Annotated in this window: 22 protein-coding genes; 12 read left to right on the forward strand and 10 right to left on the reverse strand. The window is 67.6% G+C overall.

Annotated features, from left to right (window positions below):
* Nucleotides 1–103 precede the first annotated feature (103 nt).
* The 3 genes from ALI22I_RS03070 to ALI22I_RS03080 form a co-directional block, all read right to left on the reverse strand.
* Nucleotides 104–2,092 (reverse strand): DUF4978 domain-containing protein, encoded by a 1,989-nt coding sequence (locus ALI22I_RS03070; RefSeq protein ID WP_077004030.1) that lies wholly within the window; start codon nucleotides 2,090–2,092, stop codon nucleotides 104–106.
* A gap of 36 nt (nucleotides 2,093–2,128) precedes the next feature.
* Nucleotides 2,129–3,910: a GDSL-type esterase/lipase family protein gene (locus tag ALI22I_RS03075; protein ID WP_143531925.1), complete on the reverse strand. Its 1,782-nt coding sequence runs from the start codon at nucleotides 3,908–3,910 to the stop codon at nucleotides 2,129–2,131.
* A gap of 667 nt (nucleotides 3,911–4,577) precedes the next feature.
* The gene (locus ALI22I_RS03080) at nucleotides 4,578–5,648 is read right to left on the reverse strand and encodes a LacI family DNA-binding transcriptional regulator (protein WP_083751386.1); all 1,071 of its coding nucleotides are present in this window, start codon (nucleotides 5,646–5,648) and stop codon (nucleotides 4,578–4,580) included.
* 165 nt (nucleotides 5,649–5,813) lie between these two features.
* Between ALI22I_RS03080 and ALI22I_RS03085 the strand changes: the two genes are divergently transcribed.
* From ALI22I_RS03085 to ALI22I_RS03100, 4 genes are all read left to right on the forward strand, one after another.
* Nucleotides 5,814–6,848, forward strand: a complete 1,035-nt coding sequence (locus tag ALI22I_RS03085) for a LacI family DNA-binding transcriptional regulator (RefSeq protein WP_077004032.1) — start codon at nucleotides 5,814–5,816, stop codon at nucleotides 6,846–6,848.
* Nucleotides 6,849–7,043: 195 nt separating this feature from the next.
* The gene (locus ALI22I_RS03090) at nucleotides 7,044–7,280 is read left to right on the forward strand and encodes a hypothetical protein (protein ID WP_077004033.1); all 237 of its coding nucleotides are present in this window, start codon (nucleotides 7,044–7,046) and stop codon (nucleotides 7,278–7,280) included.
* A gap of 124 nt (nucleotides 7,281–7,404) precedes the next feature.
* Nucleotides 7,405–10,077 (forward strand): RICIN domain-containing protein, encoded by a 2,673-nt coding sequence (locus ALI22I_RS03095; RefSeq protein ID WP_238598050.1) that lies wholly within the window; start codon nucleotides 7,405–7,407, stop codon nucleotides 10,075–10,077.
* A 141-nt stretch (nucleotides 10,078–10,218) separates the two neighbouring features.
* Nucleotides 10,219–10,941, forward strand: coding sequence for a cupin domain-containing protein (locus ALI22I_RS03100; RefSeq protein WP_238598051.1), 723 nt, complete (start codon nucleotides 10,219–10,221; stop codon nucleotides 10,939–10,941).
* Nucleotides 10,942–11,053: 112 nt separating this feature from the next.
* Here the strand turns inward: ALI22I_RS03100 and ALI22I_RS03105 are convergent, their stop codons facing one another.
* On the reverse strand, nucleotides 11,054–12,091 hold the full coding sequence (locus tag ALI22I_RS03105; protein ID WP_202970616.1) for a LacI family DNA-binding transcriptional regulator: 1,038 nt from the start codon (nucleotides 12,089–12,091) through the stop codon (nucleotides 11,054–11,056).
* Between the two features lie 231 nt (nucleotides 12,092–12,322).
* Here ALI22I_RS03105 and ALI22I_RS03110 point away from each other — a divergent pair, with 231 nt between their 5' ends.
* From ALI22I_RS03110 to ALI22I_RS55310, 7 genes are all read left to right on the forward strand, one after another.
* The gene (locus tag ALI22I_RS03110) at nucleotides 12,323–13,243 is read left to right on the forward strand and encodes a carbohydrate ABC transporter permease (RefSeq protein ID WP_077004037.1); all 921 of its coding nucleotides are present in this window, start codon (nucleotides 12,323–12,325) and stop codon (nucleotides 13,241–13,243) included.
* Nucleotides 13,236–14,132 (forward strand): carbohydrate ABC transporter permease, encoded by an 897-nt coding sequence (locus ALI22I_RS03115; RefSeq protein WP_083751382.1) that lies wholly within the window; start codon nucleotides 13,236–13,238, stop codon nucleotides 14,130–14,132. The genes ALI22I_RS03110 and ALI22I_RS03115 overlap by 8 nt, the downstream gene beginning before the upstream one ends.
* Nucleotides 14,133–14,236: 104 nt before the next feature.
* Nucleotides 14,237–15,547 carry an ABC transporter substrate-binding protein gene (locus tag ALI22I_RS03120; RefSeq protein WP_077004038.1) on the forward strand — a complete coding sequence of 437 codons (1,311 nt, stop codon included), beginning with the start codon at nucleotides 14,237–14,239 and terminating at the stop codon, nucleotides 15,545–15,547.
* A 78-nt stretch (nucleotides 15,548–15,625) separates the two neighbouring features.
* A complete protein-coding gene (locus ALI22I_RS03125) occupies nucleotides 15,626–16,741 on the forward strand; it encodes a Gfo/Idh/MocA family protein (protein WP_077004039.1) in 1,116 nt (371 codons plus the stop codon).
* Nucleotides 16,738–17,676: a PmoA family protein gene (locus ALI22I_RS03130; protein WP_077004040.1), complete on the forward strand. Its 939-nt coding sequence runs from the start codon at nucleotides 16,738–16,740 to the stop codon at nucleotides 17,674–17,676. Before ALI22I_RS03125 ends, ALI22I_RS03130 begins: the two co-directional genes overlap by 4 nt.
* A 324-nt stretch (nucleotides 17,677–18,000) precedes the next feature.
* Complete coding sequence (locus tag ALI22I_RS55305) at nucleotides 18,001–18,375, forward strand: alanine racemase (protein ID WP_274522742.1); 375 nt, start codon at nucleotides 18,001–18,003, stop codon at nucleotides 18,373–18,375.
* Complete coding sequence (locus ALI22I_RS55310) at nucleotides 18,375–18,737, forward strand: alanine racemase (RefSeq protein ID WP_077004042.1); 363 nt, start codon at nucleotides 18,375–18,377, stop codon at nucleotides 18,735–18,737. Before ALI22I_RS55305 ends, ALI22I_RS55310 begins: the two co-directional genes overlap by 1 nt.
* Here the strand turns inward: ALI22I_RS55310 and ALI22I_RS03145 are convergent.
* From ALI22I_RS03145 to ALI22I_RS52900, 6 genes are all read right to left on the reverse strand, one after another.
* Nucleotides 18,712–19,527 carry an integrase core domain-containing protein gene (locus tag ALI22I_RS03145; protein WP_202970618.1) on the reverse strand — a complete coding sequence of 272 codons (816 nt, stop codon included), beginning with the start codon at nucleotides 19,525–19,527 and terminating at the stop codon, nucleotides 18,712–18,714. The genes ALI22I_RS55310 and ALI22I_RS03145 overlap by 26 nt on opposite strands.
* Before the next feature lie 36 nt (nucleotides 19,528–19,563).
* Nucleotides 19,564–19,788: a hypothetical protein gene (locus tag ALI22I_RS51930; RefSeq protein ID WP_202970620.1), complete on the reverse strand. Its 225-nt coding sequence runs from the start codon at nucleotides 19,786–19,788 to the stop codon at nucleotides 19,564–19,566.
* A gap of 3 nt (nucleotides 19,789–19,791) precedes the next feature.
* Entirely contained in the window at nucleotides 19,792–19,926 is a 135-nt protein-coding gene (locus ALI22I_RS55000; protein WP_338013457.1) for a transposase, read from the reverse strand.
* Between the two features lie 350 nt (nucleotides 19,927–20,276).
* Nucleotides 20,277–21,824, reverse strand: a complete 1,548-nt coding sequence (locus tag ALI22I_RS03155; protein WP_083751383.1) for a carboxylesterase/lipase family protein — start codon at nucleotides 21,822–21,824, stop codon at nucleotides 20,277–20,279.
* Nucleotides 21,825–22,174: 350 nt separating this feature from the next.
* The gene (locus ALI22I_RS52895; protein ID WP_077004043.1) at nucleotides 22,175–22,639 is read right to left on the reverse strand and encodes a beta-ketoacyl synthase N-terminal-like domain-containing protein; all 465 of its coding nucleotides are present in this window, start codon (nucleotides 22,637–22,639) and stop codon (nucleotides 22,175–22,177) included.
* Between the two features lie 341 nt (nucleotides 22,640–22,980).
* Entirely contained in the window at nucleotides 22,981–23,604 is a 624-nt protein-coding gene (locus ALI22I_RS52900; protein WP_338013458.1) for a transposase, read from the reverse strand.
* Between ALI22I_RS52900 and ALI22I_RS52905 the strand changes: the two genes are divergently transcribed.
* Nucleotides 23,555–24,079 (forward strand): hypothetical protein, encoded by a 525-nt coding sequence (locus ALI22I_RS52905; protein WP_238598052.1) that lies wholly within the window; start codon nucleotides 23,555–23,557, stop codon nucleotides 24,077–24,079. The genes ALI22I_RS52900 and ALI22I_RS52905 overlap by 50 nt on opposite strands.
* The last annotated feature ends 17 nt before the right edge of the window (nucleotides 24,080–24,096 follow it).

Consider the following 24,096-nt stretch of genomic DNA (forward strand, 5'->3'; position numbering starts at 1 on the left):
CGGACGACGAACACCCGCCGACAACCAACGTGACGTCCTGCGCCGCGACGACAGGGCCGGCGCCGGAACCCCATGGGTTCCGGCGCCTCAGCGCCAGCGGGGTCTACTTCTGCTCGAAGACCCAGTCGGTCGTCGAGTCAGTGGATCCCGTGTTCCATTTCAGTTCGTTTGTCGAGGTTGCGTACATGTAGCCCCTGTCCGGACGCTTGTTGTCGACGCGGAAGAGACCGTTGCCGATCGCCTCGACGTTCCACAACGAATCGTCCAGGACCTCGCCGGAGTTCCAGATCACGCTGTTGTCGGTGGCGTCGGTGTCCAGGTAGTTGCGTCCCGTCCTCACGTTCTTGATCGTCCAGTGTCCGGCGGTGTTCTTGGTGACGACCCAGTCCTGGTCGTCGTACGTCGTTTTGGGCGCGAGGGTCACGACACCGTCCAGCTCGGTGTCGAGGTACCTGCCGGAAGCGGCGTTGCGGATCTTGTAGGTGGCTCCGCTGACCAGGCTGGGCAGCGTGAACAACACCCGGACGCACTCGCCCGCGTTCAGGTTGATGACAGTGTTTCCGGTTGACGTGTCGAAGGACTTGGGCCCGGCGCTCACCCAGAGGTCGTTGGCGTCGTAATGCCCGGTTTCCACGGATGCCACCGCCCCGTAGCTTCCCGGCAGGGTGTAGGTGGCCGACCTCGTGCTGAGCAGGGCGACCCCCGAACTGCTTCGCTTGACGGCGATACCCTGTCCCCCGTTCGCCGTGGTGAAGGTGATGTTCATGTTGTCCAAGGGCTTGACGACGCCGGTGACGCTCGCCGCGGCGGCCCGGTTGAACGTCTGCAGCTTGCTCCCGCCCGCTTCCACCGGGCTCTTGGTGGCGAGATCCCGACCGATCTTGTTCAGCATGCGGTTCAGATTGGCGACGTTGTTGGAGACCGTGTCACGGCTGACGACCTTGGTGGTCGGGTTGAAGTTGTACAGACCGTGGTTCGAGTTGCCGGTCGACGAGTCGGGATCGAGAGCGGCGTAGAAGTTGTGGACCCCGTTTCCCGCGATGGTGTTGAATTTCTGGACGTCCGCGAAGTTGTTTCCCCCGTAATTTTCCATGATCATCGGGAAATTCTTGCCCTGGGCCCAGAAGGCGTTGGTTCCGTAACCAAACAGACTGTCGTTGTTCGTCGTATACGGATCGTCTCCGAAGAAGTCGATGTGCGACGCGCCCTGCGCCCGGAGGTCCTCGTTCTCGGTGACCGGCTCGGCGTCGCCGACGACGTTGACCCGCGTGTAGACGGAGTAGTCGGACTGTTTGATCACTTGACCCAGTTGGTTCACGTAGTCCAACAGCACATCCCTGCGGAATTGTGCGGCGTTGGTGTAGCCGCCGGCGTTCCACCTCTGCGTGCTGTATGTGCTGTAGCTGCGGTCGGACGAAGCGCCGAACTGCATGTTCGCCACATTCGGTTCGTTCAGCACCTGTGCGCCGACGATCGTGTGACCGGTGTCGTAGGCGGCGATGTGGCCCATGAGTTGGCCGAGCACGTACTTTTCCCTGGCGAGCAGGTTGGGGTCGGTCTTGTCCAACAGGTTGTTGCCGTTGAGCGTCAACCTCGTGCCGTCGGACTTGAGCACGAATTGGTAGTCGTTCATGACGTAGGCGGGCAGGCGAGGCGCCAGCGTGATCCCTGTAGATTCGTGACCGAACCAGAGGAGTTCGAGTTTCAGGTTGTATTTCTTGCACCAATCGATGTAGCGATTGATGTCCGCCCAGTCGAAGGTGTCCTTCGCGGTCTCGACCTTCGACCACCAGATGGGGATGTTCACGACGTTGAAGCCGTCGTCGCTGATCATCTTGAGGACCGGCTCCAACTGCGCATCGGTCCAGCCGAAGGTGTACTTGTGCTTCTCGTAGCGGAACTGGACACCACTGTGGAAGAACGGCTTCCCGTCGACCATGAGCGCGTATTTGTCGTACGTGGTCTTGGACGTGTCGACGGACGAGACGGTGACCGCCGCGCTGGCGGGATCTGGAGTCGAGCCGAGCCCGACGATCGAAGTGAGCAGCAGCACAGCGACCCAGGCTGCCTTGGTTGATCGTTTGATCTGCACCTTGTTCTCCTTTCCATCGATTTTTGTTGCCGGCGTCTACTTCCGCTCGAAGACCCAGTCGGTCGTCGAGTCAGTGGATCCCGTGTTCCACTTCAGTTCGTTTGTCGGTGTTGCGTACAGGTAGGCCCTGTCCGGACGCTTGTTCCTGATGTGGAAGACGCCGTTGTCGCCTGTCCCGATGCTCCACAGCGAATCGTCCACGATGGTGCCGGAGTTCCAGATCACACTGTTGCCAGTGGCGTCTGCGTCCAGGTAGTGGCGGCCCGTCCGCACGTTTTTGATCGTCCAGTACCCGGATGCGTCCTTGGTGACGATCCAGTCCTGGTCGTCGTACGTCGTTTTGGGCGCGAGGGTCACGACACCGTTCAGCTCGGTGTCGAGGTACCTGCCGGAAGCGGCGTTGCGGATCTTGTAGGTCGCGCCACTGACCGGGCCGCGGACGAGTTCAACCAGGGCCCGGGTGAGCACCGGCACGTAGAAATCGGTGATTCCGGCGATGTTCGGATGTGTGCCGGAGCCGCCACTGCCCGGGTAGCCGCCCACGAGGACGTCGAACGTGTACGCCACCCGTTGGGCATCGACGCGGGTGTCGAACGTCGTGTCCGCGAAGACGTCGGCGACCGCAATGCCCCACTTCCCGGCGGCCTGCAGGGTCACCTGACGCAGGGCGAGCTGGGTGTTCCAGTCCCGCGAGCCCAACTTGTGGGCGGCCACGTACACGAGTCGCGCGGTCGGCCACTTCTGCTTCATGGCGTGGATGATGGTTTCGAGCGATCCGGTGTAGGTGCCGGTGTCGAAGGTCGCGGGATCCTGGGAGTCGCTGACGGTGCCGATCCCGTACGCGTGGTTGAGCACCTCGATCGCATCGTTCGTGCCACCGTCGAAGACCACGAAATCGGGCGCCTGCGCGCCGGCCGACTGCACCTGGGTGATGATCCGTCCACCGGAGGCATTGGACGGACCCACGGTCGCGCCGTTCCTCGCGTACTTCGTCAGGGTCATTCCTTCACGTTCTGCGACGAAGTTCAGGAAGCTGCGCGAGTACTGGTGTCCGAAGACGATGCTGTCACCGAAGGCGTAGACCGACTTGCCGGCGAGGCTTCCGTAGGCTGAATGGTCGGGTCGGACCAGCCGGAAGTTGTCGATCGACTGCGTGCCAGTTCCGTAGTAGTTGCACGCGACGAGCCTCGCGAGGTTCGTCCCCGTGATGCTCGCGGTACCGGAAGCCACCACCGTCGGCGCGGCCTCCTTGCTGGTGATCGAATACTGGATCCTGCGGAGGGCGAAGTCGAGGTGAAGATCGACCGTGTACCACTTGGCCCGGTCGAAACCGGTCCTGATCCAGGTGGGGTTGAGCGAGTCGGGGGCGGAGGTGGAATCCGATTCGGGCCCCGTCACGGCATAGCGGAGTTCGGAGGCGGTCGCAGCGATCGCGAAGACGAGGCGTCCGCTGTCGTCACGCAATTCCATGCCGGTCTTCATCGCGTCGCCGGCGATCGCTGTTTTCCAGTCGAAGCGCAGGTCGAGCGTCCTCTCGCCCGAGACGGACGACGCGAACGGGCGCACAGAAGTCGTGTAGTTGCCCATGCCTTGCGTTACGTTCAGCACGCCGTTGCCGATCCCGGCTCCGGCAGGGAACCCGAAGTTCGCAGGATTGGTCTGAGCGTCAAATGTCTCATTGATCAATGTCGCACCTGACGGTTCAGCGGCCAAGGCGGCGCGAGGGGCTATGAGGGGCGAGAAGAGCAGGACCCCGACAACGATCAGGCCGGCCCACTTTCGAGGCCGAGAGCCTTTTCTGCCCATGACGGTATGCACGCTGATCTCCCTTGATCTCTGGTGATGTCGACCGGGCAGTCAACATCCCCGCGTCAGTTGCCGGCCGCTGCGGGCGGCGTGGTGCACGCCGCCGGCTGAACCGACGACGGCAGAACTGGTTCGACCGGAGTCGGCAAGGAACATCAGTCCTGTTCGGCGCGTCCAGCCGGATGGGACCGATCCGGGATTCCTCTCCGGTCCGGCCGCGTTGCGGCCGGGGTAGCGGTGCGCCGCGCCATCAGCCGCGGTGCCGTCAGACGGTGCGGCGCTGGAGCCGCTGGTCAAGGCCGCTGGTTAAGGCCACTGCCGCAGGCACACTGCAGCACCGCGACGCCGTCACTTCCAGGCAGGAGCCGAAGGCTGCCCAGGTGCCGGTGTTCTGGAAGGGTTCGCCGAGAGCAGTCACGCCTCTCCTCCGGAGAAGCCAGGGAAAACGTATTCCGGGGAGTTTGACGTCCGTGATTGAGCACGTCAAGAGCTTGAGGCGGGTAACTTCCCGTGACCTGGCGGTCCTGACGAAGACGGGCGGCGCGTCGGCCGGGACCCTTTCGGCCGCGATCGAAACGACACGCGCGCGACCCCGGTCCCAAGCTTCCCGTCTGTGTTCCCGGTGGCGTCGACGGCGAGGATCAGCAGGTCGCGTGCGGTGCGGGCCGAGTCAGCACCGTCATCGTCGGGGTGTGCTGTCCCGCAGGACGACGTTCGTGGAGATCGGTACGACCCGCGAGACGTCGTCGTCGGAGAGTGCGAGTTCCATCGCGCAGAGGCCGACCTGCCGCAGGGGTACGGTCACGGAGGTCAGCTCCGGGACGACGTCCACCGCTGGGCCGATGTCGTCGAAGCCGGCGACGGCGATGTCCCGGCCGGGCACCAGCCCGGCGTCGCGGAAGGCGGTCATCGCACCGATCGCCATGACGTCGCTGACGGCCACGACGAGTTCCGTGTCGCCCAGCCCCTGCCGGGCGAGTTCGCGGCCGGCCGCATAACCGCCGCGGCGGCTGAACTCGGATTCGAACACGAACCGCTCCTCGACGTCGATGTTGAACTCGCGGAGGCCATCGACGAAGCCTTCGCATCGGTCGCGGGACGTCCTGAGTGCGGCATGCGCGCGCACGACCGCGAACCGCCGGTAGCCGAGCCCCACCAGCGCGCGGGCGAGCTGCCGCGCTCCGCCGTAGTTGTCGATGCTGACGGTGTGGAACGGCAGGTCGTACTGGCTTACCAGGACGACGCTTCCGCCCGCTCTCCGGTAGGCGTCGAGTTCCTCGACGAGGGCGTCGCGGGTGTCGGTGCCGTCGATGCGGCTGCCGGTCAGGATGATGGCGCGGGGCCGCATGCCGCGCAGCGTCCTGACGATCTGGAGTTCCCGCTCGGGCGAGCGGTCCACGACCGCCATGGTCACGATGAGTCCGGCGGCCTCCGCCGCCTGCGTCACCCCACCCGCGATGGAGGAGAAGTACGGGTCGTCGACGCCGCTGACGACCAACGCGGCGGTGTTCGTCGCCCCCCTCGCGATCGCCTGGGCGGACAGGTGCGGCGTGTAGTTCAGCTCGGCGGCCGCGGCGAGCACCCGGGCGACGTTCTCCTGGCGGACGTTCCGGGTGCTGCCGTTGAGCACACGCGACGCCGTTGCCTGTGAGACGCCCGCCGTCCGCGCCACATCGTGCAGGGTCGCCTGGCGCTCCGCTGATGCGGCATCCCCGTGCCGCCGCGGAGGCGCTGCCGACCCGTCTTCCATGCCCAGATTGTGCACCGAGCCACACAGCGCATCGGAAGCGGTGGGTTGCACGGAAGGTCACCCCTTGAGCGGACCGGCCGACTACGCCGGGTCGGCGGTCGGCCGCGGATATCTTCCGCTAGCGTCGACGGCGGCTCGTTTCGCGGTACGGGAGGGAACGGCACCATGCCCCATCCAGCCAGACCGACCGTCACCCTGCGCGAGGTGGCGGCGGCCGCCGGCGTGTCGGTCACGACCGCGTCACGAGTGCTGGGCGGCAGTTCTCGGACCGTCGCGCCGGAGTACCACGAGCGGGTCCTCGCCGCCGCTGCCGCGCTGCGTTACACCGCTGACGCCTCGGCCCGGGCGATGCGGCGCGCGAACGACTCGATCGCGGTCGTCGCCGACGACCTCACCACCCCGTCGATCGGGATGGCCGTCGCGGCGATGGAACGGCAGGCGCGCGACGCCGGGGCGTTCGTGACCGTCTCGTCGACCCACGGCACCGCCGAGCGCCAGCTCGAAACCGTCCGGTTGCAACGTGCGCTCCGACCTCGGGCGCTCATCCTGACCTCCAGCCGCATCGAGGCGAACGCCCTGGGCGGGCGTCTGCTCGACGAGTTGCTCGGCTACGAACGCGACGGCGGCAAGGTGGTGATCGTCGGCGACACCGACATGCCGTTCAACTCCATCAGCTTCGACAACCACGGCCCCGCGAAGGAGCTCGCCGCCCACATCGCCGAGTCGGGGCACCGGCACGTGACGATCCTCGCCGGCGCCCGCGACCGGGCGAACGTCTCCACCCGCACCTCGGGCTTCGTAACCGGGCTCCGCGACGGTGGCGTCGACGGACGGCACATCCGGATCTCGCACTGCGCGGTGAGCCGCCAAGGGGGCTTCGACGCGACGCAGCAGCTGCTCGCCGAGGGACTGGCGCCGACCGACGCGATCCTCGCCGCCAACGACACCATCGCCATCGGGGCGATGTCCGCCCTTCGGGCCGCCGGCGTGGCGGTTCCGGCGGACGTCTCGGTGACCGGTTTCGACGACATCGAACTCGCGACCGACGTGACACCGCGGCTCACGACCGTGTCGTTACCGCTGGCACAGGCCGGAGCCGAGGCGATCCGCCTCGCACTCGCGGCTCACCCGGAAACCGCGCACCTGATGATGCACGGGCAGGTCGTGGTACGCGACAGCACGGCGGTCCGCACCGGCTGACCCGCACCCGGCTGTTCGACCCGGCCGGGACCGGTCACGCGGTGAACAACGCCGGCGCCGTCCGACGTGCGACTCCGGTCCCCCGCATCGCGATGGCGTACCGGACGTCTTCATCCGCTCGGAACCTTGACGCACTCGACGCACGCATGCACACTGCGCGGAATACGTTTTCCCAACTGGCTCGAAGGGGCGAGCGTGAGCGCTCTGGGCGAACTCCAGAGGTTGGCCGGCAGCGCCGACAACGCGCCGCGCGTGCGTGCTGACAAGGCCACCTCCGTCGTCCTGCCGCTCCGGTTCGTCACCGCAGGCTTCGTCCACATCGGGCAGAGGCACGGCGGCAACGTCGGCTCACACGAACACTTCTGCGGCCACGTCGCGCTCCTCGTGAACCCGCCCGCGCGCCCGGAGCCGTTACGCCGGTTTTCGGCCTGAGGCGAAACGACGGGAGTCAGTACCGCAGCACGCAGCAACCACGGGCGACACGTCGCCCGATGGCCGCATGCCGGAAAAGCCACTACAAGGTGAAGAGGGATCAATGGCCGTCCAACGGAGAACCGTGCCAAGAGCGATTGCCGGCGCACTATGCGCGCTGGCCGTCGCGTTCGCGTCGAACGTGCTCATCCCCGCGCCGGCCTACGCCGCAGGGACCACGTACTACGTGAGCGCGACGGGGAACGACAGCAACGCCGGGACCAGCAGCGGCGCGCCCTGGCGCTCGCTGGGCAAGGTGAACTCGACGACGTTCCAGTCCGGCGACACCATTCGCTTCAGGTCCGGTGACAGCTGGGTCGGGCAGCTGTGGCCGAAGGGGTCCGGCACCGACGGTGCCCCGATCGCCGTCGACCGCTACGGAGAGGGCGCCAAACCGAAGATCGCCGGCCAGGGCACCGTCGACGACGCGGTGCGGCTGTTCAACCAGGAGTACTGGGAGATCCGCAACCTCGACGTGTCGAACGCGAAGCCCGCGACGGGGACGCCCGGTGCGAACCTCGGCGATTTCCGCGGCATCGGCGTGCACGGCGACAACGGCCAGACCCTGGACCACTTCGTGGTCGACTCGGTCGACGTGCACGACGTGACCGGCGAGATCAAGTGGATCGGCGGCGACCCCGCGAACAACTCCCCGGGGGTCAGCTGGGGAACCGGCTGGGACCGCTCCAAGAACACCGGCGGCATCATCTTCACCACCACCGTCCCCGACATCGCCGCGCCCGGCGCTCCGACCGTGCTCTCCGACATCACCGTGCAGAACTCCACGATCAAGAACACCTCGTTCGCGGGCATCACCGTGAAGCAGTACACCGGTGACGCGCCGGGAGCCGTCCGGACGGGCTGGGGCGCACGCGTGACGGCCGGCGACACGCTCTTCACACCGCACACCAACGTCACGATCAGCGGCAACTACATCACGCAGGCGAACACCGACTTCGGCGCCAACGGCGTCTACCTCACCGACGTCCGAGACGCGCTCGTCGAAGGCAACGTGGTCGACCGGGTCGGTGTGTCCGGCATCGAGACCTACGCGGCCGACCGCGTCACCGTCCAGTACAACGAGGTCATGGGCACCCACCACGCCCAGGGCAGTGCCGACGCGAACGGCCTCGATCCCGACATCGCCACCACCAACCAGCTGTTCCAGTACAACTACCTGCACGACAACGGCGACGGCATCCTGGTCTGCGGGTGCAGTTCCACGGCCAGGTTCGGCAGCGCGGTGATCCGCTACAACGTCGTGACCGGCAGCAAGCGGTGGAACCTCCACATGTCGCAGCAGACCGGCACGGTGGTGAACATCTACAACAACATCTTCTACAGCGTCGACGCGCCGAACATGGTGACCGGCGGGGTTTCCGGCAGGGCCACGCTGACCAACAACCTGTTTATCTCGGGGCGACCCGATGTCGCGTTCAGGGAACAGTCGAGCATCACCTACAACAACAACGGTTACTCGTCCAACCTGACCCCGCCTGCGTCCCACCTGAATCCCGTGGTCGGTGCTCCGCCGTTCGTGAACAGCGCCGTCGCGGGGCCTTACGGCGACGAGAACGGCCCCCGACTCGGCACGGCGGCGAACTTCGCGCTCCAGGCCGGATCGGTGTTCGCCGACGCCGGTGCCACCGTCACCGGCAACGGCGGCCTCGACTTCGCCGGGACGCCCGTACCGACCGGGAGCGGTCCGGACATCGGCGCCTTGGAGCGCGGGGCACCCGACATCGCGCTCGTGGAGCCGTTCGACGGCCTGGCGACCGGCGCGCTCGCCGACGGGACGAACGGGTGGCGGGTCGTCTCGACCAACAACCAGGTCGCCGTGGCGGAGACGCCCTCGGCCACCGACAAGAGCGTCCGGCTCGATCGCACGATCGAAGGCGGCGGCGCCGACGGGACCAACCTCGCCCGGATCTTCAGCACCCCGTTGCAGGGCGTGGTGACCGTCGAGGCGCAGGTGATGCGCAATGACACGCAGGCGGGCTGGTTCGGGTTGCCCTACGTGTACAACTCCAGCGGCGTCCAGGCCGTCAGCGTCGCGTTCGCGCACGGCCAGATCCACGCGTACGAGGGCAGCACGAACCGCGTGATCGGCACGTACACCTCTGGCCAGTGGTACCGGATCACGCTCAGCGTGGACACCGTGAACCAGAACTTCGACCTGGACGTCGACGGCCGGCGAGTGCTGACCAATGCCGCGTTCCGCACCTCGATGCCGGGAATCGCGAAGGTCGCGTGGTACGCCAACGGGGGCGAACGCGGGGCGGTGCACGTGGACGACGTGCGGGTCTCACTCGGTCCCGGATCCACGAATGACGGCTACCGCAGACTCGTCGCGAGGCACTCGGGCAAGTGCGCCGACGTGGCCAACGGCTCCACCGCCAACGGCACCCAGCTCATCCAGTTCGACTGCGACACCGACCAGAACCAGCAGTGGCAACTGCGCGACGCCGGCAGCGGGTACTACCAGCTCGTGGCGAGGCACTCGGGCAAATGCGCCAGGGTGGCCAACGGCTCCGGCACCAACGGCGCCCAACTCGTCCAATCCGACTGCGACACCGACCAGAACCAGCAGTGGCAACTGCGCGACGCCGGCAGCGGGTACTACCAGCTCGTGGCGAGGCACTCGGGCAAATGCGCCGACGTGGCCAACGTTTCCACCGCCAACGGAGCCCAGCTCATCCAGTACAGCTGCGGCACCGGCCAGAACCAGCAGTGGAGCGTCAGTCCGCTGACGTCCTGAGAGCAATGCGGCTCTGCCGAGCCATTTCGGCTCGGCAGAGCCGCATCCCATACTTACTGATGGAGTGCTGATCACTTACATGAGTGCAACATGCACCGGTTTCACACCCGCCTTCGAGAAGTGTCTCGTGGAGCGCACGTGGTGAGCCCGGTCGTTACCCACGGTTTCGCCGGGCTGCCCGGGGGCGTCGCCATCTCGCACCTGTCGGTGTACGACTGGCCCGCCGCCGACGGCGCGTGCGGCGGCACCCCTCACATGCATCTGGCGTGTTCGGAGGCTTACGTCGTCACCGGCGGGCACGGGGCCGTGCAGACGTTGACCGCATCCGGGTACGAGGTCACTCCGCTTCAGGCCGGTGCGGTCGCCTGGTTCACGCCCGGCACCATCCACCGGCTGGTCAACGAGGGCGATCTGCGGATCACCGTGCTGATGCAGAACAGCGGGCTGCCCGAGGCGGGGGACGCGGTCCTCACGCTGCCCCCGGAGTACTTGACGGACGCCGAGACGTACGCGCGCGCCACCGCCATCCCGACCGACGTGCCCGAGGCGGAGCAGGAGCGCGTCGCACGGGCCCGGCGGGATCTCGCCTTGGAGGGCTACCGGGCACTGCGCGAGGCCGAGGGGCCGGAGGCCCTGGCCGCGTTCCACCGGGCCGCCGCCGCGCTCGTGCGGCCGTGGATCGCCGAGTGGCGCGAGCGGTGGCGGCGGGGTGCCGAGGCGTCCGCCGCGGCCACCGGTGTGCAGCTCGACTCGCTGGAGCGGGGCGAGTTTCCCCATCTCGCCGATGCCGCCGTGTGGTCCGAACAGCCCGCTGCCCGTGGGAAGTTCGGGATGTGCGGACGGCTTGACGTCTACGGGAACTGACCGATGTGCGGCTGAGGAGCCCGGGTCGGGTCCGCATGACCTGCACGGCATGCGGACCCGGTCGGCTCACGTCCAGGACTGACGGACGACAGTGCGGGCAGAGAGGACGGGTTCAACCCGTCTGTCCCACACCGGCTCCGGCGACGGCACCCGCAGGTGGTCTCCGCTTGCGGTCGGGGCGATCAGCCGGGGGCGGCTCGGCTGTCGACTCCCGCCAGATGATCCGGAACAGGGATTCCTCGTTCGTCTCGTGCTCCGTGTCGCGTAAACCCGCGATCAGCTTGGCCATGGCGTTGGAACCGAGTCGTTCGAGGTCCACGTCGACGGTGGTCAGGGACGGGGTCATGAACTGCCCGACCGCGACGTTGTCCCAACCGGTCACGCTGACGTCACCCGGCACGTCCCAGCCGCGTTCCCGGGCGCCCCGGACGACACCGGCGGCGACGAGGTCGTTGGCCGCGATCACCGCGGTCGGCCGTGAACGGCTCGGGAGCGACCTGATCGCCTCTATGCCGGACTCGCCGGACCAATCGCCGTCGAAGACTCCGACGGACTCGACCCCGAGTCGTTCGACCGTGTCCAGGTAGCTCTGCTTGCGCGCTCTCGCGGAGGCGAACTGCGCATCGCCGGCCACGTGGAAGAACCGGGAGTGGCCGAGCGCTGCCAGGCGCTCGATCATCTGCACCACCGGCGTGCCGTCGGCCAACTCCCCGATGCCGCGCATCTCGTCGTCGAAGTCGGCCGATATCACCACGGCCGTCCTCTGGTGCAGCTGGTTCTGCACCGAGGGGAGCACGGGGGCGAGGGAGAGGATGCCCTCGAACTGGCCCGAGTCGGCGAGCTCCAGCAGACGTTCGCTCCTCGCCCGCACACCTCCACCGGCGCTCACGACGTCCACGAAGTACCCGGCGGCGTCGGCCGTCGCGCCGGCTCCCGCCAGCATGCGCGACGGGTTGAACGCCATGGCGGGCATGAGGATCGCCAGCCGGCCGGTCTTCCGTGTGCGCATGGACCGCGCCACCAGGTTGGGGCGGTAGTCCAGCTCGCGGATCGCGTTCTCCACGCGTTCCACGGTCGCGGCCTTCAGCCCGCCGTTGAACCGCAGGAACCGCGACACCGTCTGGGGTGACACGCCGGCGAGTCGCGCCACATCTGTGATCGTCGGCCGTCGTCGCGCCGTGTCAGCGCCAGCCATCCGCTCCACCCAACCCTTCGCCAACGTTCCGGTGAGGCCCGAGAGTACACACTCTTGACGAAAAAAGTGATCGTTCACTATTGTCCTCGCAACCCACAAAGTGAACGATCACTTTTCGGGTCACGCGGGGCCCGGGACGGGCCCACGCCACCGTGTGCCGCTGCCGCCACTCAAGGGAGCACTGCCGTGAGCTCCATCAACGAACTACGCCGGCTGCCCGGGTCCCAGAGGGGCGCGCGGCAGCAGAACAAGGCGGCGTTCCTCTTCCTGCTGCCCTGGTTCGTCGGGCTCTTCGGGATCACGATCGGCCCGATGCTGGCCTCGCTCTACCTCAGCTTCACCGACTACAACCTGCTGCAACCGCCGCGGCTCAGCGGGCTCGACAACTGGACGCGAATGCTCCACGACGAGCGCCTGCACAAGTCGCTCGGGGTGACGTTCAGCTACGTCTTCGTCTCCGTCCCGTTGCAGCTGGCGCTGGCACTGGGGCTCGCCCTGCTGCTGGACAAGGGAGTGCGCGGCCTCCCCTTCTACCGCTCCGTCTTCTACTTGCCGTCACTGATCGGCGGCAGCGTCGCGATCGCAGTGCTGTGGCGCACGATGTTCGGGACTACCGGCCTCGTCAACGAGGCCCTGGGCCTGTTCGGCATCCAGGGGCAGGGCTGGATCTCGGAGCCGGGAACGGCGCTGTCGACCCTCGTCGTCCTGAACGTCTGGACCTTCGGCTCCCCCATGGTGATCTTCCTCGCCGGGCTGCGACAAATCCCGACCTCCCTCTACGAGGCGGCCTCCGTCGACGGCGCGACTCGCCTGCGCCAGTTCCGCAGCATCACCCTTCCGCTGCTGACACCCATCATCTTCTTCAACCTGGTGCTGCAGATCATCCACGCTTTCCAGACGTTCACCCAGGCCTTCGTGGTCTCCGGTGGCACCGGAGGTCCCGCCGACTCCACCCTCTTCTACTCGCTGTACCTGTACCAGCGCGGGTTCGGCCACTTCGACATGGGTTACGCGTCCGCACTCGCGTGGCTCTTGCTCCTCATCGTCGGGCTCTTCACCGCTGTCAACTTCTGGGCCTCAAAGTACTGGGTGTTCTACGATGACTGATCGCACCGCGACCGCACCCCGTCCGCTGGCCGTCGACCGTGCTCACGCGGTGCGCCGGATCAAGCGCAGGATGCGCGTCCCCCTCAAGCACGTCCTGCTGATCGCCTGCGCTCTGACGATGCTGTACCCCGTCCTGTGGATGGTGGTCAGCTCTCTGCGCCCCAACAGCGAGATCTTCCGCAACGCGGGACTCGACCTGACGCACCTCCAGGTCGAGAACTACACCAACGGCTGGAACGCCTACTCCGAACCGTTCAGCCACTACATGATCAACTCGGTGATCGTCGTGATCGGCGCGATCATCGGGAACCTCTTCTCCTGCTCCATGGCCGCGTACGCGTTCGCCAGGCTCGAGTTCCGGGCGAAGCGGGTGTGGTTCGCCACCATGCTAGTCACGATCATGCTGCCGATCCACGTGATCATCGTGCCGCAGTACGTCCTGTTCTCGGAACTGGACTGGGTCAACACGTTCCTGCCCTTGATCGTGCCGAAGTTCCTGGCGACCGACGCCTTCTTCATCTTCCTCATGGTGCAGTTCATCCGCGGCATCCCGCGCGAACTCGACGAGGCCGCGTGGATCGACGGCGCCGGGCACGCGCGGATCTTCTTCAACATCATCCTGCCGCTGATGGTCCCGGCCCTGGCGACCACCGCGATCTTCACCTTCATCTGGACCTGGAACGACTTCTACAGCCAGCTCATCTACCTCACCGACCCGGACATGTACACCACGCCCCTCGCGCTGCGCGCCTTCGTCGACCAGCAGACCGAAACCGACTGGGGCTCGGCGTTCGCCATGAGCGTGGTGTCGCTCGTCCCCGTCTTCCTCGTCTTCCTCGCCGGGCAGCGGTTCCTGCTGCGAGGAATCGCCACCACCGGCGGCAAGTAACTGTGAGGGCTACCGCACGCACGCGGTGGCGAACGAGCCCTGGCCGCTCGGGGAGCACCGCAGCACTCGACCTGACACAGGCGTCAGACAAGGAGAACCACATAATGCTCAGCCCTTTCAGGCGCATCGCGATCGGTGCGGTCGTCTCACTCTCACTCGTGCTGACCGCCTGCTCCGGCGGCGGCAGCAGCAACGCCGGCGCTGATCTCGAACTCAGCGACAAGCCGGTCACCATCCGCGCCACCTGGTGGGGAGCGGACGCCCGCGCGAAGCTCACCAACGACGCCATCGCGGCGTTCCAGAAGAAGTACCCCAACATCAAGGTCGAGGGACAGTACAAGGACTGGGGCGGCTACTGGGACGCGCTCGCCACGACGACCGCGGCCAAGGACTCGGCCGACGTCGTCCAGATGGACGAGCTCTACCTCGCGTCGTACGCGGATCGCGGAGCGCTGTACGACCTCGGCAAGGCCAAGAAGATCGTCAACACCTCGCAGTTCGACAACGAGGCCCTGGCCACCGGACAGGTCGGTGGGACGCAGTACGCGCTTCCCATCGGCGTCGGTGTCCTGTCCGTCGTCGTGAACGCCGACCTGTTCAAGAAGTACGGCGTGGACCTTCCCGACGACAAGACGTGGACGTGGGACGACTACGCCAGAATCGCGAAAGAGCTGACGACCAAGAGCGGCGGCGAGATCCACGGTGCGGCCGGCGCCCCCGGCTTCGACGCCGGCAGTCTCAAGTACTGGGCCCGTCAGGACGGCGGCGACCTCTTCGGCAAGGACGGCAACGTCTCGCTCAAGCCCCAGTCGCTCGTCAAGATGTGGAAGTTCGGTCTGGACCTCATTTCCTCCGAGGCCAGCGTCAAAGCCTCGACGATGGTCGAGGACCAGACCGCCGGTATCACCGCCGCCAGCCTCGCCACCGGCAAGGCGGCCATCGGCTCGGCCTACAACACCCAGATCACCGCGCTGCAGAAGGCAGCAGGCGCCGATCTGCGGCTGCTGCAAATGCCCCGTGCCGGTGACACCAAGGCGAACTTCTTCAAGCCCTCGATGTACTGGGCGGTCTCGAGCCAGAGCGAGCACCCGGCCGAGGCCGCCGCGTTCGTCGACTTCATGCTCAACAACCAGGAGGCCGCCGACGTCCTCAAGACGGAGCGCGGAATCCCCGCGAACAAGGAGATGCGCGGGCACCTCGAAGCGGGTCTGACCGGGAGCGACAAGGCGGCGGTCGAGTACATGAACGCGGTGACACCGGGCGAGGCTCCGGTCGTGACCCCCAACGGCGGAAGCGGGATCGAGCCGATGCTGCAGCGCTACAGCCAGGAGGTGTACTTCAACAAGACCTCGCCCGAAGCCGCCGCGGAGGCCTTCATCAAGGAACTCCAGGGCGAAGTCGACGCCGCCAAGTAACTGCCCTCGCCTGGGGGCCGTCGCTGCGGCCCCGGCCCCCAGGGAGCCCCGTCAGGAACCAAGAGAGAGAAACGGCCCATGCCCAGCCCCCGGCCACCGTACCGCGTGGCCATCATCGGCACCGGCGGTATAGCCCATGCCCACGCCGCAGCGCTCGCCGAACTTCCCGAACGCGCCCGGCTGGTCGCGGTCGCCGATGTCGACCGGACACGCGCCACCGAGTTCGCGGACCGATTCTCCGTGCCGCACGTCTTCGACGACCCGACCGCTCTGCTGGAGAGCGAGAACCTCGATCTCCTGCACATCTGCACGCCACCGCAGACCCACGCGGCCCTGGCTTCGATGGTGATGCGGGCCGGCGTCACCGCCTTGGTGGAGAAGCCGACCGCGCTGAGCCTGCGCGAGATGGACCAGCTGGCCGCGGTGCAGGAGCAGACCGGCGCCAAGGTGCTGACCGTCTTCCAACACCGCTACGGCGCAGCGGCCATGCGCCTGCGCCGGCTGGTCCGGTCCGGCGCGCTGGGCCGGCCGCTGGTCGCCACGTGCGAGACCATGTGGTACCGGTCCGACGAGTACTTCGACGTGCCCTGGCGGGGACGCTGGGAGGTGGAGGGCGGCGGCCCCACCATGGGGCACGGCATCCACCAGTTCGACTTGATGTTGTCGGTTCTGGGCCCCTGGTCGGTGATCAGCGCGCTCGCCGACCGCCAGGCCCGGCCCACGGACACCGAGGACGTCTCGGTCGCCGCGGTCCGGTTCGCCAACGGAGCCCTCGCCACGGTGGTCAACTCCCTGCTGTCCCCGCGTGAGACGTCGCGACTGCGCTTCGACTTCGAATACGCCACGGTCGAGCTCGAACACCTCTACGGCTACCGCGAGGAGCACTGGCGGTTCACGGCGGCCCCCGGCCACGACGAACTCTCGGCCCTCTGGACCGGCAGTGACGAACCGGACGTCGACAGCAGTCACAGACTCCAGATCGAGGCCATCTTCGACGCCTGGGACACCGGTCAGGAACCCGGTGTCTCACTGGAGGACGCACGACGCACGTTGGAATTCGCCGCCGCGACGTACGCCTCGGCATTCCGCGGTGCGCACATCGCCGCGGGCGAGCTGACCGAGGACGACCCGTTCACGCTCAGCATGAATGGCGGCGCCGTGCCGTGGGAACCGGTCAAGGGGGCCCTGGCGTGAACCCTCTTGAGATCAGGCACGACCTCGGCGTCTCGGTCGCGGTCCGGGACGGCGACATCGAACTGTTCCGCTACGTGTACGGCCCGGACACGGTCCAACTGGAGTCACCGAAGCCCTACCTCCACCCCCTGCGCACCCGCGCCGGCAGAGCGGTCAGCCTGTTCCGCCCCCACGACCACGTGTGGCACAAGGGCATCTCGTGGTCCCTGCCCCACGTCGGCGAGGAGAACTTCTGGGGCGGCCCCACGTACGTCCACGGACGCTTCTACGTTCAGCTCGACAACAACGGAACCCAGGCGCACCGCCGGGTCGTCGCCCTGAACCGGTCCGACGGAACCGCGACGTTCACCCACGACCTGGACTGGACCACCCAGTCCGGCGCGCCGTTCTTCACCGAACGCAGGACACTGCGGGCGAGCCTGATCACCCCGCAGGCCTGGGCGTTGACGTTCGAGACGCAGATGACGAACGTCTCCGGAGCGGAGGTGGCCATCGGATCGCCTACCACCAAGGGACGTGAGAACGCAGGCTACGGCGGCCTGTTCTGGCGGGGCCCGCGATCGTTCACCGGCGGGCAGTTCGTGAGCGCGGAAGGCACCGGTGGCGAAGAGGTCCGCGGGAAGCGCATGGAGTGGATGGCTTTCGCGGGCCGCCACGACGAGACGGACGCACGGTCGCTCGTGCTCATGGTGGACGACACGGCCAACCCGAATCACCCGCCCCAGTGGTTCGCCCGCACCGAAGAGTTCGCGTGCCTCAACCCCGCACCGTTCTTCAGCGAGGAACTGACCGTCGAACACGGTGCCACCGTGCGGTTCCGGTACGGCGTGGGCGTTGCCGACGCCGACGCAAGCGCGGCTCCCGCACTCGCGGACGCCGTTCGCCAGGTGCTCTCGCGGTCCGACGCGCCGAGCGCTGCGGGGGAAACCGCATGAGTACCAGGAATTCCGTACCTGACTAGCACTTCGGCACTTCCCGGTGGCAGAGCACGTGTCACGCCAAGGTTGATCAGGTGCACCACTCGACGGGACACCCTCCACATCGGGCAGTCCCCCAGGGCTGTGCCGGAGCGCGGGCCGGCGACTACTGCCGGACGTAGGAACAGCAGTCGTACCGACTCCCGTTGTACGAAGACTGCCTGCTGGATATGCCGCGCCGTCTGCCTCACGGTGGACGGCGTGCCGCATCCAAATGCCAAGTGGTCGCCGCCGCCACTGGCCTCACTCCCGCTCTTCGCGATGCCCTTACGGAGTTTCATGATGCGCCAGCCGTCTTCCCGGGGAACGGCTCCCGGATGCGATCCCAGTGGCGGTCCTTGCGGAGCCGGTCCAGGCGGAGGCCTGCTTCCAGGGACCGCGCGAGACGGGCTGTCCGAGGCTGTTGTCGACCTGTCGGCGATCGCCCACAACACACGCGTGCTGGCGGCGCACGCACGTGGTGCCGTGATGGCTGTGGTCAAGGCCAACGGGTTCGGGCACGGGGCCGCGCAAGTCGCGCGCGCCGCGTTGTCCCACGGGGCCGACTGGTTGGGCGTGGCCTCGACGGTTGAGGCGCTGGCGCTGCGCGAGGCTGGGATCACGGCCCCGCTGCTGGCCTGGATACATCTGCCGGATGGGATTGCGCGGAGGCGCTGATGCGGGACATCGACCTGTCGGTCTCCTCCGCGGCACACCTGTCGAGGATTGCGGCGTGCGCGGAGGCGGTGGAGGTTCCGGCGTTCGCGCACCTGAAGGTGGACACCGGGCTGCACCGCAACGGGGCCTGTCCTGCCGACTGGCCACAGCTGGCGGAGGCCGCAGCGGAGTTCGAGCGGCGCGGTCTGGTCCACGTGCGGGGCATCTGGTCGCATCTGATTCACCCCGACGATCCCGGACACCCGGCCACAGCCGTGCAGGTGCGGGCGTTCGAGACGGCGGTGCGGCAGGCTCGCCGAGCAGGGCTTGTGCCGCTCGAAAAGTCATCGCTGCTGGTCAAGCGGCATGTCTGTACTCGTTGATGAGTCCGCCGAGGATGCGGGTGCGGTGCAGTCTGCGGTTGTCGAGGTCGTGTATCGCGGCGGGGTGTTGCTGGGCCTCGGGTGGTCGTTGATCTCGGGTCTGGTGGGGTCGGTGTCGGTTGTAGTGGTCTTCGTAGGTGTTGAGGACCTGACGCGTGTGGGCTTCGCCCAGGATCAGGACGTGGTCGAGGAGTTCGCGTCGAAGGGTGCCGATGATCCGTTCGCAGTGGGCGTTCGTCCTCGGTGCCTGCGGTGCGCTTCGGAGCACGTGGAGATCGTCGGCGTGGAAGACGGTGTCGAACGCTTCGCCGTACTTGCCGTCGCGGTCGCGGAGCAGGAAGCGCAAGGACTCCATCCGATGCCCGAAGTCGGCGGTGAGGTTCCTGGCCTGCTGCACGGTCCAGGCCTGTGTCGGGTGGGCGGTGACGCCGGTGATGTGCAGCCGCCGGGTGCCGTGTTCAACGAACGCCAGTGCGTACAGACGTTTACCGAGCACGGTGTCGAGGTGGAGGAAATCCACCGCGATGATGCCCTCGGCCTGGGCGGTGAGAAACTCCCGCCAGGCCGGGCCACCACGGCGGGGCACCGGGTCGATGCCCGCATCATGCAGAATCCGCCAGACCGACGAGGCGGCGATGCGATGGCCGAGACGGGCCAACTCACCCTGGATCCGCCGATGACCCCACCGAGGGTTCTCTTGGGCGAGCCGCAGCACGAGCGACTTGATCGCCGCTCGTGTCGGTGGGCGTCCGGTGCGTCGACGGGCGGTGTGGTCCCACCTGCGGGCCACGAACCTGCGATGCCAGGGCGAGCAGCGTGCCCGGCGTCACCGGAAGACCTCCCGCCACCGGCGACGGTCCACCAGCCCGGACAGGGCGGCGAACCAGAACCGGTCCGCGGGCTCGTAGCGGACCGGACCCTCCAGGTGCCGACGAAGGACCACGTTCTCGTGCCGCAACACGAGCAGCTCGGCGTCCTTCGACGCCTCGCCGCGCAGCAGCGTCGACGGGCTGGACAACAGCTTCCGGGTCACCCTGTACAGCAACGACACGATCTACCAGCGACGATGACTTTTCGAGCGGCACACGCCTGCCAGCCCCCGGCGCTGCCAGCGTCGGAACAACCCGTAAACGGTCTGCCAGGGCCCGTAGACGGGTGGGACGTCCCGCCACGGGGCGCCGACCCGCACCCGCCGCCGGATACCGTCGATCAACTGCCGTTACTCACTTCGGCGGACGACCCGGCTTCATCCCGACGGGTTGACAGTGGTTGCAGCAGCGCCCACTGCGCGTCGGTCAGGTCGTGCCGCCCCGCTGCCGCTATGCCGGCCACGAGGTCTCCGGTGTTCGGGTTTGCTTGGTCGCCAACCCACTTACCGGAGACCTCGCCACGTCTGGTCCAACGACACGCCGCCGGTCACCTCACCTTTGAAATACGGGCTAACGTTAGAACCCAGGGCACATCACAGGCTCCATCAAACCCGGCACGGAACACGCCAGCCATTCGCTCACATGCGTGATCGTGCGGGAGTCGGTCTGATCACTGGGTCGCGAGCGCGTCCCAGAAGGCCGAGTCGTGTGTCGTTGTCCGGTCGAACGGGCCGATCCGGCCGGGGTCGAGGCCTTGCACGTACGGCGTGGTGTCCGCCGGGTCGACGCGGGGCCACGCCGGCAGGCCGGGCCGGTTGGGGTTGCCGGTGGTCGCGAAGCGGACCCAGTAGTCGATCATCCGGTCGCCGAGCAGGCGCTGTGCGGTGGTCAGCCGTACGTCGTCGGAGCGCAGGTCGAACAGGTACCGCAGCTCGGAACCGTGCGCGGCGAGCGACTCGACACCGGGCGGGAACTCGGGGATCGGCGGTGCGGTGCGATCGAGGAACTCATAGGCGTACACCGGGATCTCGGCCGCGAACCGGCGATCCGCGGCACGTTGTAGCCACGCCCAGTCGAGGTCGGTCATGATCGCGGCCATTGCCTGCACCGCGGAACCACCGTGCTCCTCGATCGGGTACCGCTGCGCGACCGCTGCCGCGTGCGACCCGAAATGCGCGGTCAACGCGGCCGTGTAGCCGGCGGGATCGAGATCGGGGAACAGCAGCGGCGCGAAGAACGTGCCCTCGTCACGCGTGATGCCGGTCAACAGCGGCACGTGGTTGAACCGCCCGGCCGGCACCGCCACCGCGGGGTCCTCCGGCAGCACCGTGTTCCCGAAGGCAGGCAAGGGAAACGCCGGCGCGGCGAGCAGGTCCGGCACAGGCTTGCCACGCAGGCACTCGAGCGTCGCACACCCCAGCTGAGCGGCGACGCTCTGGCCATGCCCCTGGTGCCACTCTTGCGGCACGAACAGCGGCATGTCCAGCAACGGCCGCAAGTCCGCGCCGGCGAAGGCATCCAGCACACATGCCGTGCTCTGGGCGATCGCCCGCTGGAACAACCCGGCCGCGCCCGGCGACGCGAGCTGCGCGCACACCGAGTGCGCCCCGGCGGACTCCCCTGCCAGGGTGACGTTGTCCGGGTCGCCGCCGAACTCCGCGATGTTGCGCCGCACCCAGCGCAGCGCCGCCTGTTGGTCCTCGATGCCGAACGCGCCGCCGTTCGCGAGCCCGGGGAAACCGAGGAAACCGAGGTTCCCCAGCCGGTAGTTGACGGTCACCACGACCAGACCGCCCCGCCTGACCAGCCGGGTCGGCAGGTAGTCGCTACCAGCGCCGTTCATGAGCCCGCCACCGTGCAGCCACACCAGCACCGGCGCCTTCCTGGCCCCACGTGGGGTGGTGACGTCGAGGAAAAGGCAATCCTCGGTCACACTGGCCGGCCGGCCACCGACACTGGCCTGAGGACAGCGACTGCCCGGCCGGGTCGCGTCCAGCACACCGGACCACGGCACCGGCGGCACGGGCGAGTGCCAGCGCAGATCACCGATCGGCGGCGCCGCGTAGGGAATGCCTTCGTAAGAACGGGTATACGCGTTCGTGCTGCCCCGCACCAGGCCGGCGTCGGTACGCGCCACAGCGTCGTGGATCGCCACGGCCGGCGCGGCACACAACACCAACGCACCCACGACGACCATTGCCCCCAGGAGTCGTTTCATGAGCCAGACAGTGGCAGTTCGCACTCACCGGACACATCAACCGATCGGTTGATCATCAAGGCCCGCCCCAGTCTCGATCGGTGACAGGCGGGCCGCACGGACGGCCGGGTACGGGGCCGACGATCACGCCGATCATCGGCATCGCCGGATGCCTATCGAAGCCCAGCTACGACTCGGCAGCGCCCCAACCCGCCAACGCGGCGGTGTCCAGTTCCGGCGCGAGCAGAGCCTCCTCGAGAATGCCGACCACGGTGAACCACCGACCGCCGACATGGACCTCGAGACCCTCATCCGCCGACGTCACACCCGGCAACGACGCGGTCTACGACCCGAGTACCACGGCCGGATAGTCAAAATCGCCCGCCGACCTGGTCTTCGTAGGTCAGCGGGCGTATCTCGGGGCCGCCCTGGGCAGGCGAACTCGCAATGACACCGGGCGTGGCCATCAGGGTGACACCGCCCGCCAGGGCGGTGAAGCACCTCCCTGCGTGCAGCGACTGCACGGCCAGGCGCAGGGCCACCAGCGGCGAGGAACACGGCGCGTCCACCGTCACCGCCGGGCCTTCGAACCCGAAGGTGCGGGTGATGCGGCCGGCGGCGACGTTCGCGGTGGAGCCGGTCAGCGGGTAGGCGTCGGAGCCCTCGGCGGGCTGGTGCATTCGCGGCCCGTGGCCTGGGCGGTGGCGCCGACGAACCCCCGGCCCGGCTGCCGCGCGCCCGGCCGGCACCTCGTGGCCCTCGCGCAGCGCTTCCCACAGCGTTGCGGGCGAGTCGATGCCGCCGGGGAGCCGGCACGCCATGGCGACGATCGCCACCGGTTCGTCGATCGACGCGCACCGCCGGGGTCTCGGCGCGGGAGCGGTCGCCGGTCTCCTCGTCGAGGATCGCGTCGCACAGGTGGCGAGCGGCCCGGGTCGGGGGTGGTCGAACAGGAAGGTGGTCGGCAGGCGCAGTCCGGTGACGACGGCAAGCCGGTCCCGCAGCTCGACCAGGGTCAGTGAGGCGAGCCCCAGTTCCTGAACTTGACTCTGTCGGGAATCTTGGTCGCTGTATGTCAGCTGACAGCTCGCCAGGAACGCTGGCGTGGGATGTCCTGCTGGTCGAGGTAGTGCTGGAAGGCTGTCGGTGGTCGGGGAGATGCGCTTTCGTCGGGAGGTTACCGACTGAGGCGTTCGATGTTGACGGCGATGGCGGTGAGCACGTGCTGCAGGTGGGTTTTGGCCTGTCCGCGGTAGCGGCAGCGGCGCATGCCGTGGCCGTGGGCGAACTCGCAGATGCTGCCTTCGATGCCGGAGCGCACCGCGTAGTACTTGTGCCAGGCCGGTTCCTGCCGCTCGGCACGGTTGCGTAGCTGCAGTTCGAGCAGTTCTCGTGGGGGAAAGCCCACGTTGCGCGCGGAGTCGCGGGAGGTGGTGCACTTGGCCCGGACCGGGCAGGGTTGGCACTGGTTCTTGGTGAAGCGGGCCACGATCAGCGGAGCCGAGTTCGGCGAGGATGTGGGGTAGGGGCCGTGCCAGCCGCTGCTGACCTGGCCCTGTGGGCAGGTGACCTGTCTGCGGTCGAAGTCGATGCGGAAGTCGTCGCGGGCGAAGCCCTCGCCCCGGCGGTGCCGGCGGATGGGATTCCCGGCAGTGGTCCGACGACGGTGATCCGGTGTTCGCGTTCGGCCCGCTCCAGATGGACCAGGGAGGTGTAGCCGCCGTCGACCAGGTGCCGGTCGGGTCTCCGAAGTGTTCGGCGACCTGGTCGAGCAGGTCGCGGGCCAGGTCCGGTTTCGCAGGCCCGCCTTTGACCGCCGGCGCGGCCAGGACCGGGAGCGCTACCGGCCGGGAGCAGAAGGGCAGGGACACGATGATGGCCAGGACGACCCAGTTGTTGCCGAATCCGAGCTTGACCCTTCCCGCGGCGGACCCGTCATGAAACCAGCCTGCCGCGTGGACTTTCCTGCCCCGTCGGAACAGGGTGTCATCGATCGCGATGGTGATCGGCATACCGGCGCCGAGGGGTTGGGTGACGATCACCTCGGCGAGGAGCAACCCGATCTGCCGGGGGTTCCACCGTGCGTGGGAGAAGAACCGGTGGGCCCGGTCGTGGTGCCATATCCGGGCCAGCCCGGCACCGGTGAGCATGCCGCATACCGTGCGCCCGACCGGCTGTGCGAACAACCCCGCGACCAGCATCGTGAACGTCTCGAACGTCGGCGCGGTGAAACACGACCGGAAGGTGTCCAGGACACGCGTGAGCGTGCCCGGTAGGGTGGGGACCCGGAGCA

It is taken from the genome of Saccharothrix sp. ALI-22-I, from assembly GCF_001984175.1.
GTDB lineage: Bacteria > Actinomycetota > Actinomycetes > Mycobacteriales > Pseudonocardiaceae > Actinosynnema.

Excerpts from the sequence above, each read along its gene's own strand:
- ALI22I_RS03080 (WP_083751386.1), bottom strand. The coding sequence starts at position 5,648 with ATGGAAGACGGGTCGGCAGCGCCTCCGCGGCGGCACGGGGATGCCGCA.
- ALI22I_RS03085 (WP_077004032.1), top strand. The coding sequence starts at position 5,814 with ATGCCCCATCCAGCCAGACCGACCGTCACCCTGCGCGAGGTGGCGGCG.
- ALI22I_RS03115 (WP_083751382.1), top strand. The coding sequence starts at position 13,236 with ATGACTGATCGCACCGCGACCGCACCCCGTCCGCTGGCCGTCGACCGT.
- ALI22I_RS03120 (WP_077004038.1), top strand. The coding sequence starts at position 14,237 with ATGCTCAGCCCTTTCAGGCGCATCGCGATCGGTGCGGTCGTCTCACTC.
- ALI22I_RS03125 (WP_077004039.1), top strand. The coding sequence starts at position 15,626 with ATGCCCAGCCCCCGGCCACCGTACCGCGTGGCCATCATCGGCACCGGC.
- ALI22I_RS55305 (WP_274522742.1), top strand. The coding sequence starts at position 18,001 with ATGCGCCAGCCGTCTTCCCGGGGAACGGCTCCCGGATGCGATCCCAGT.
- ALI22I_RS55310 (WP_077004042.1), top strand. The coding sequence starts at position 18,375 with ATGCGGGACATCGACCTGTCGGTCTCCTCCGCGGCACACCTGTCGAGG.
- ALI22I_RS03155 (WP_083751383.1), bottom strand. The coding sequence starts at position 21,824 with ATGAAACGACTCCTGGGGGCAATGGTCGTCGTGGGTGCGTTGGTGTTG.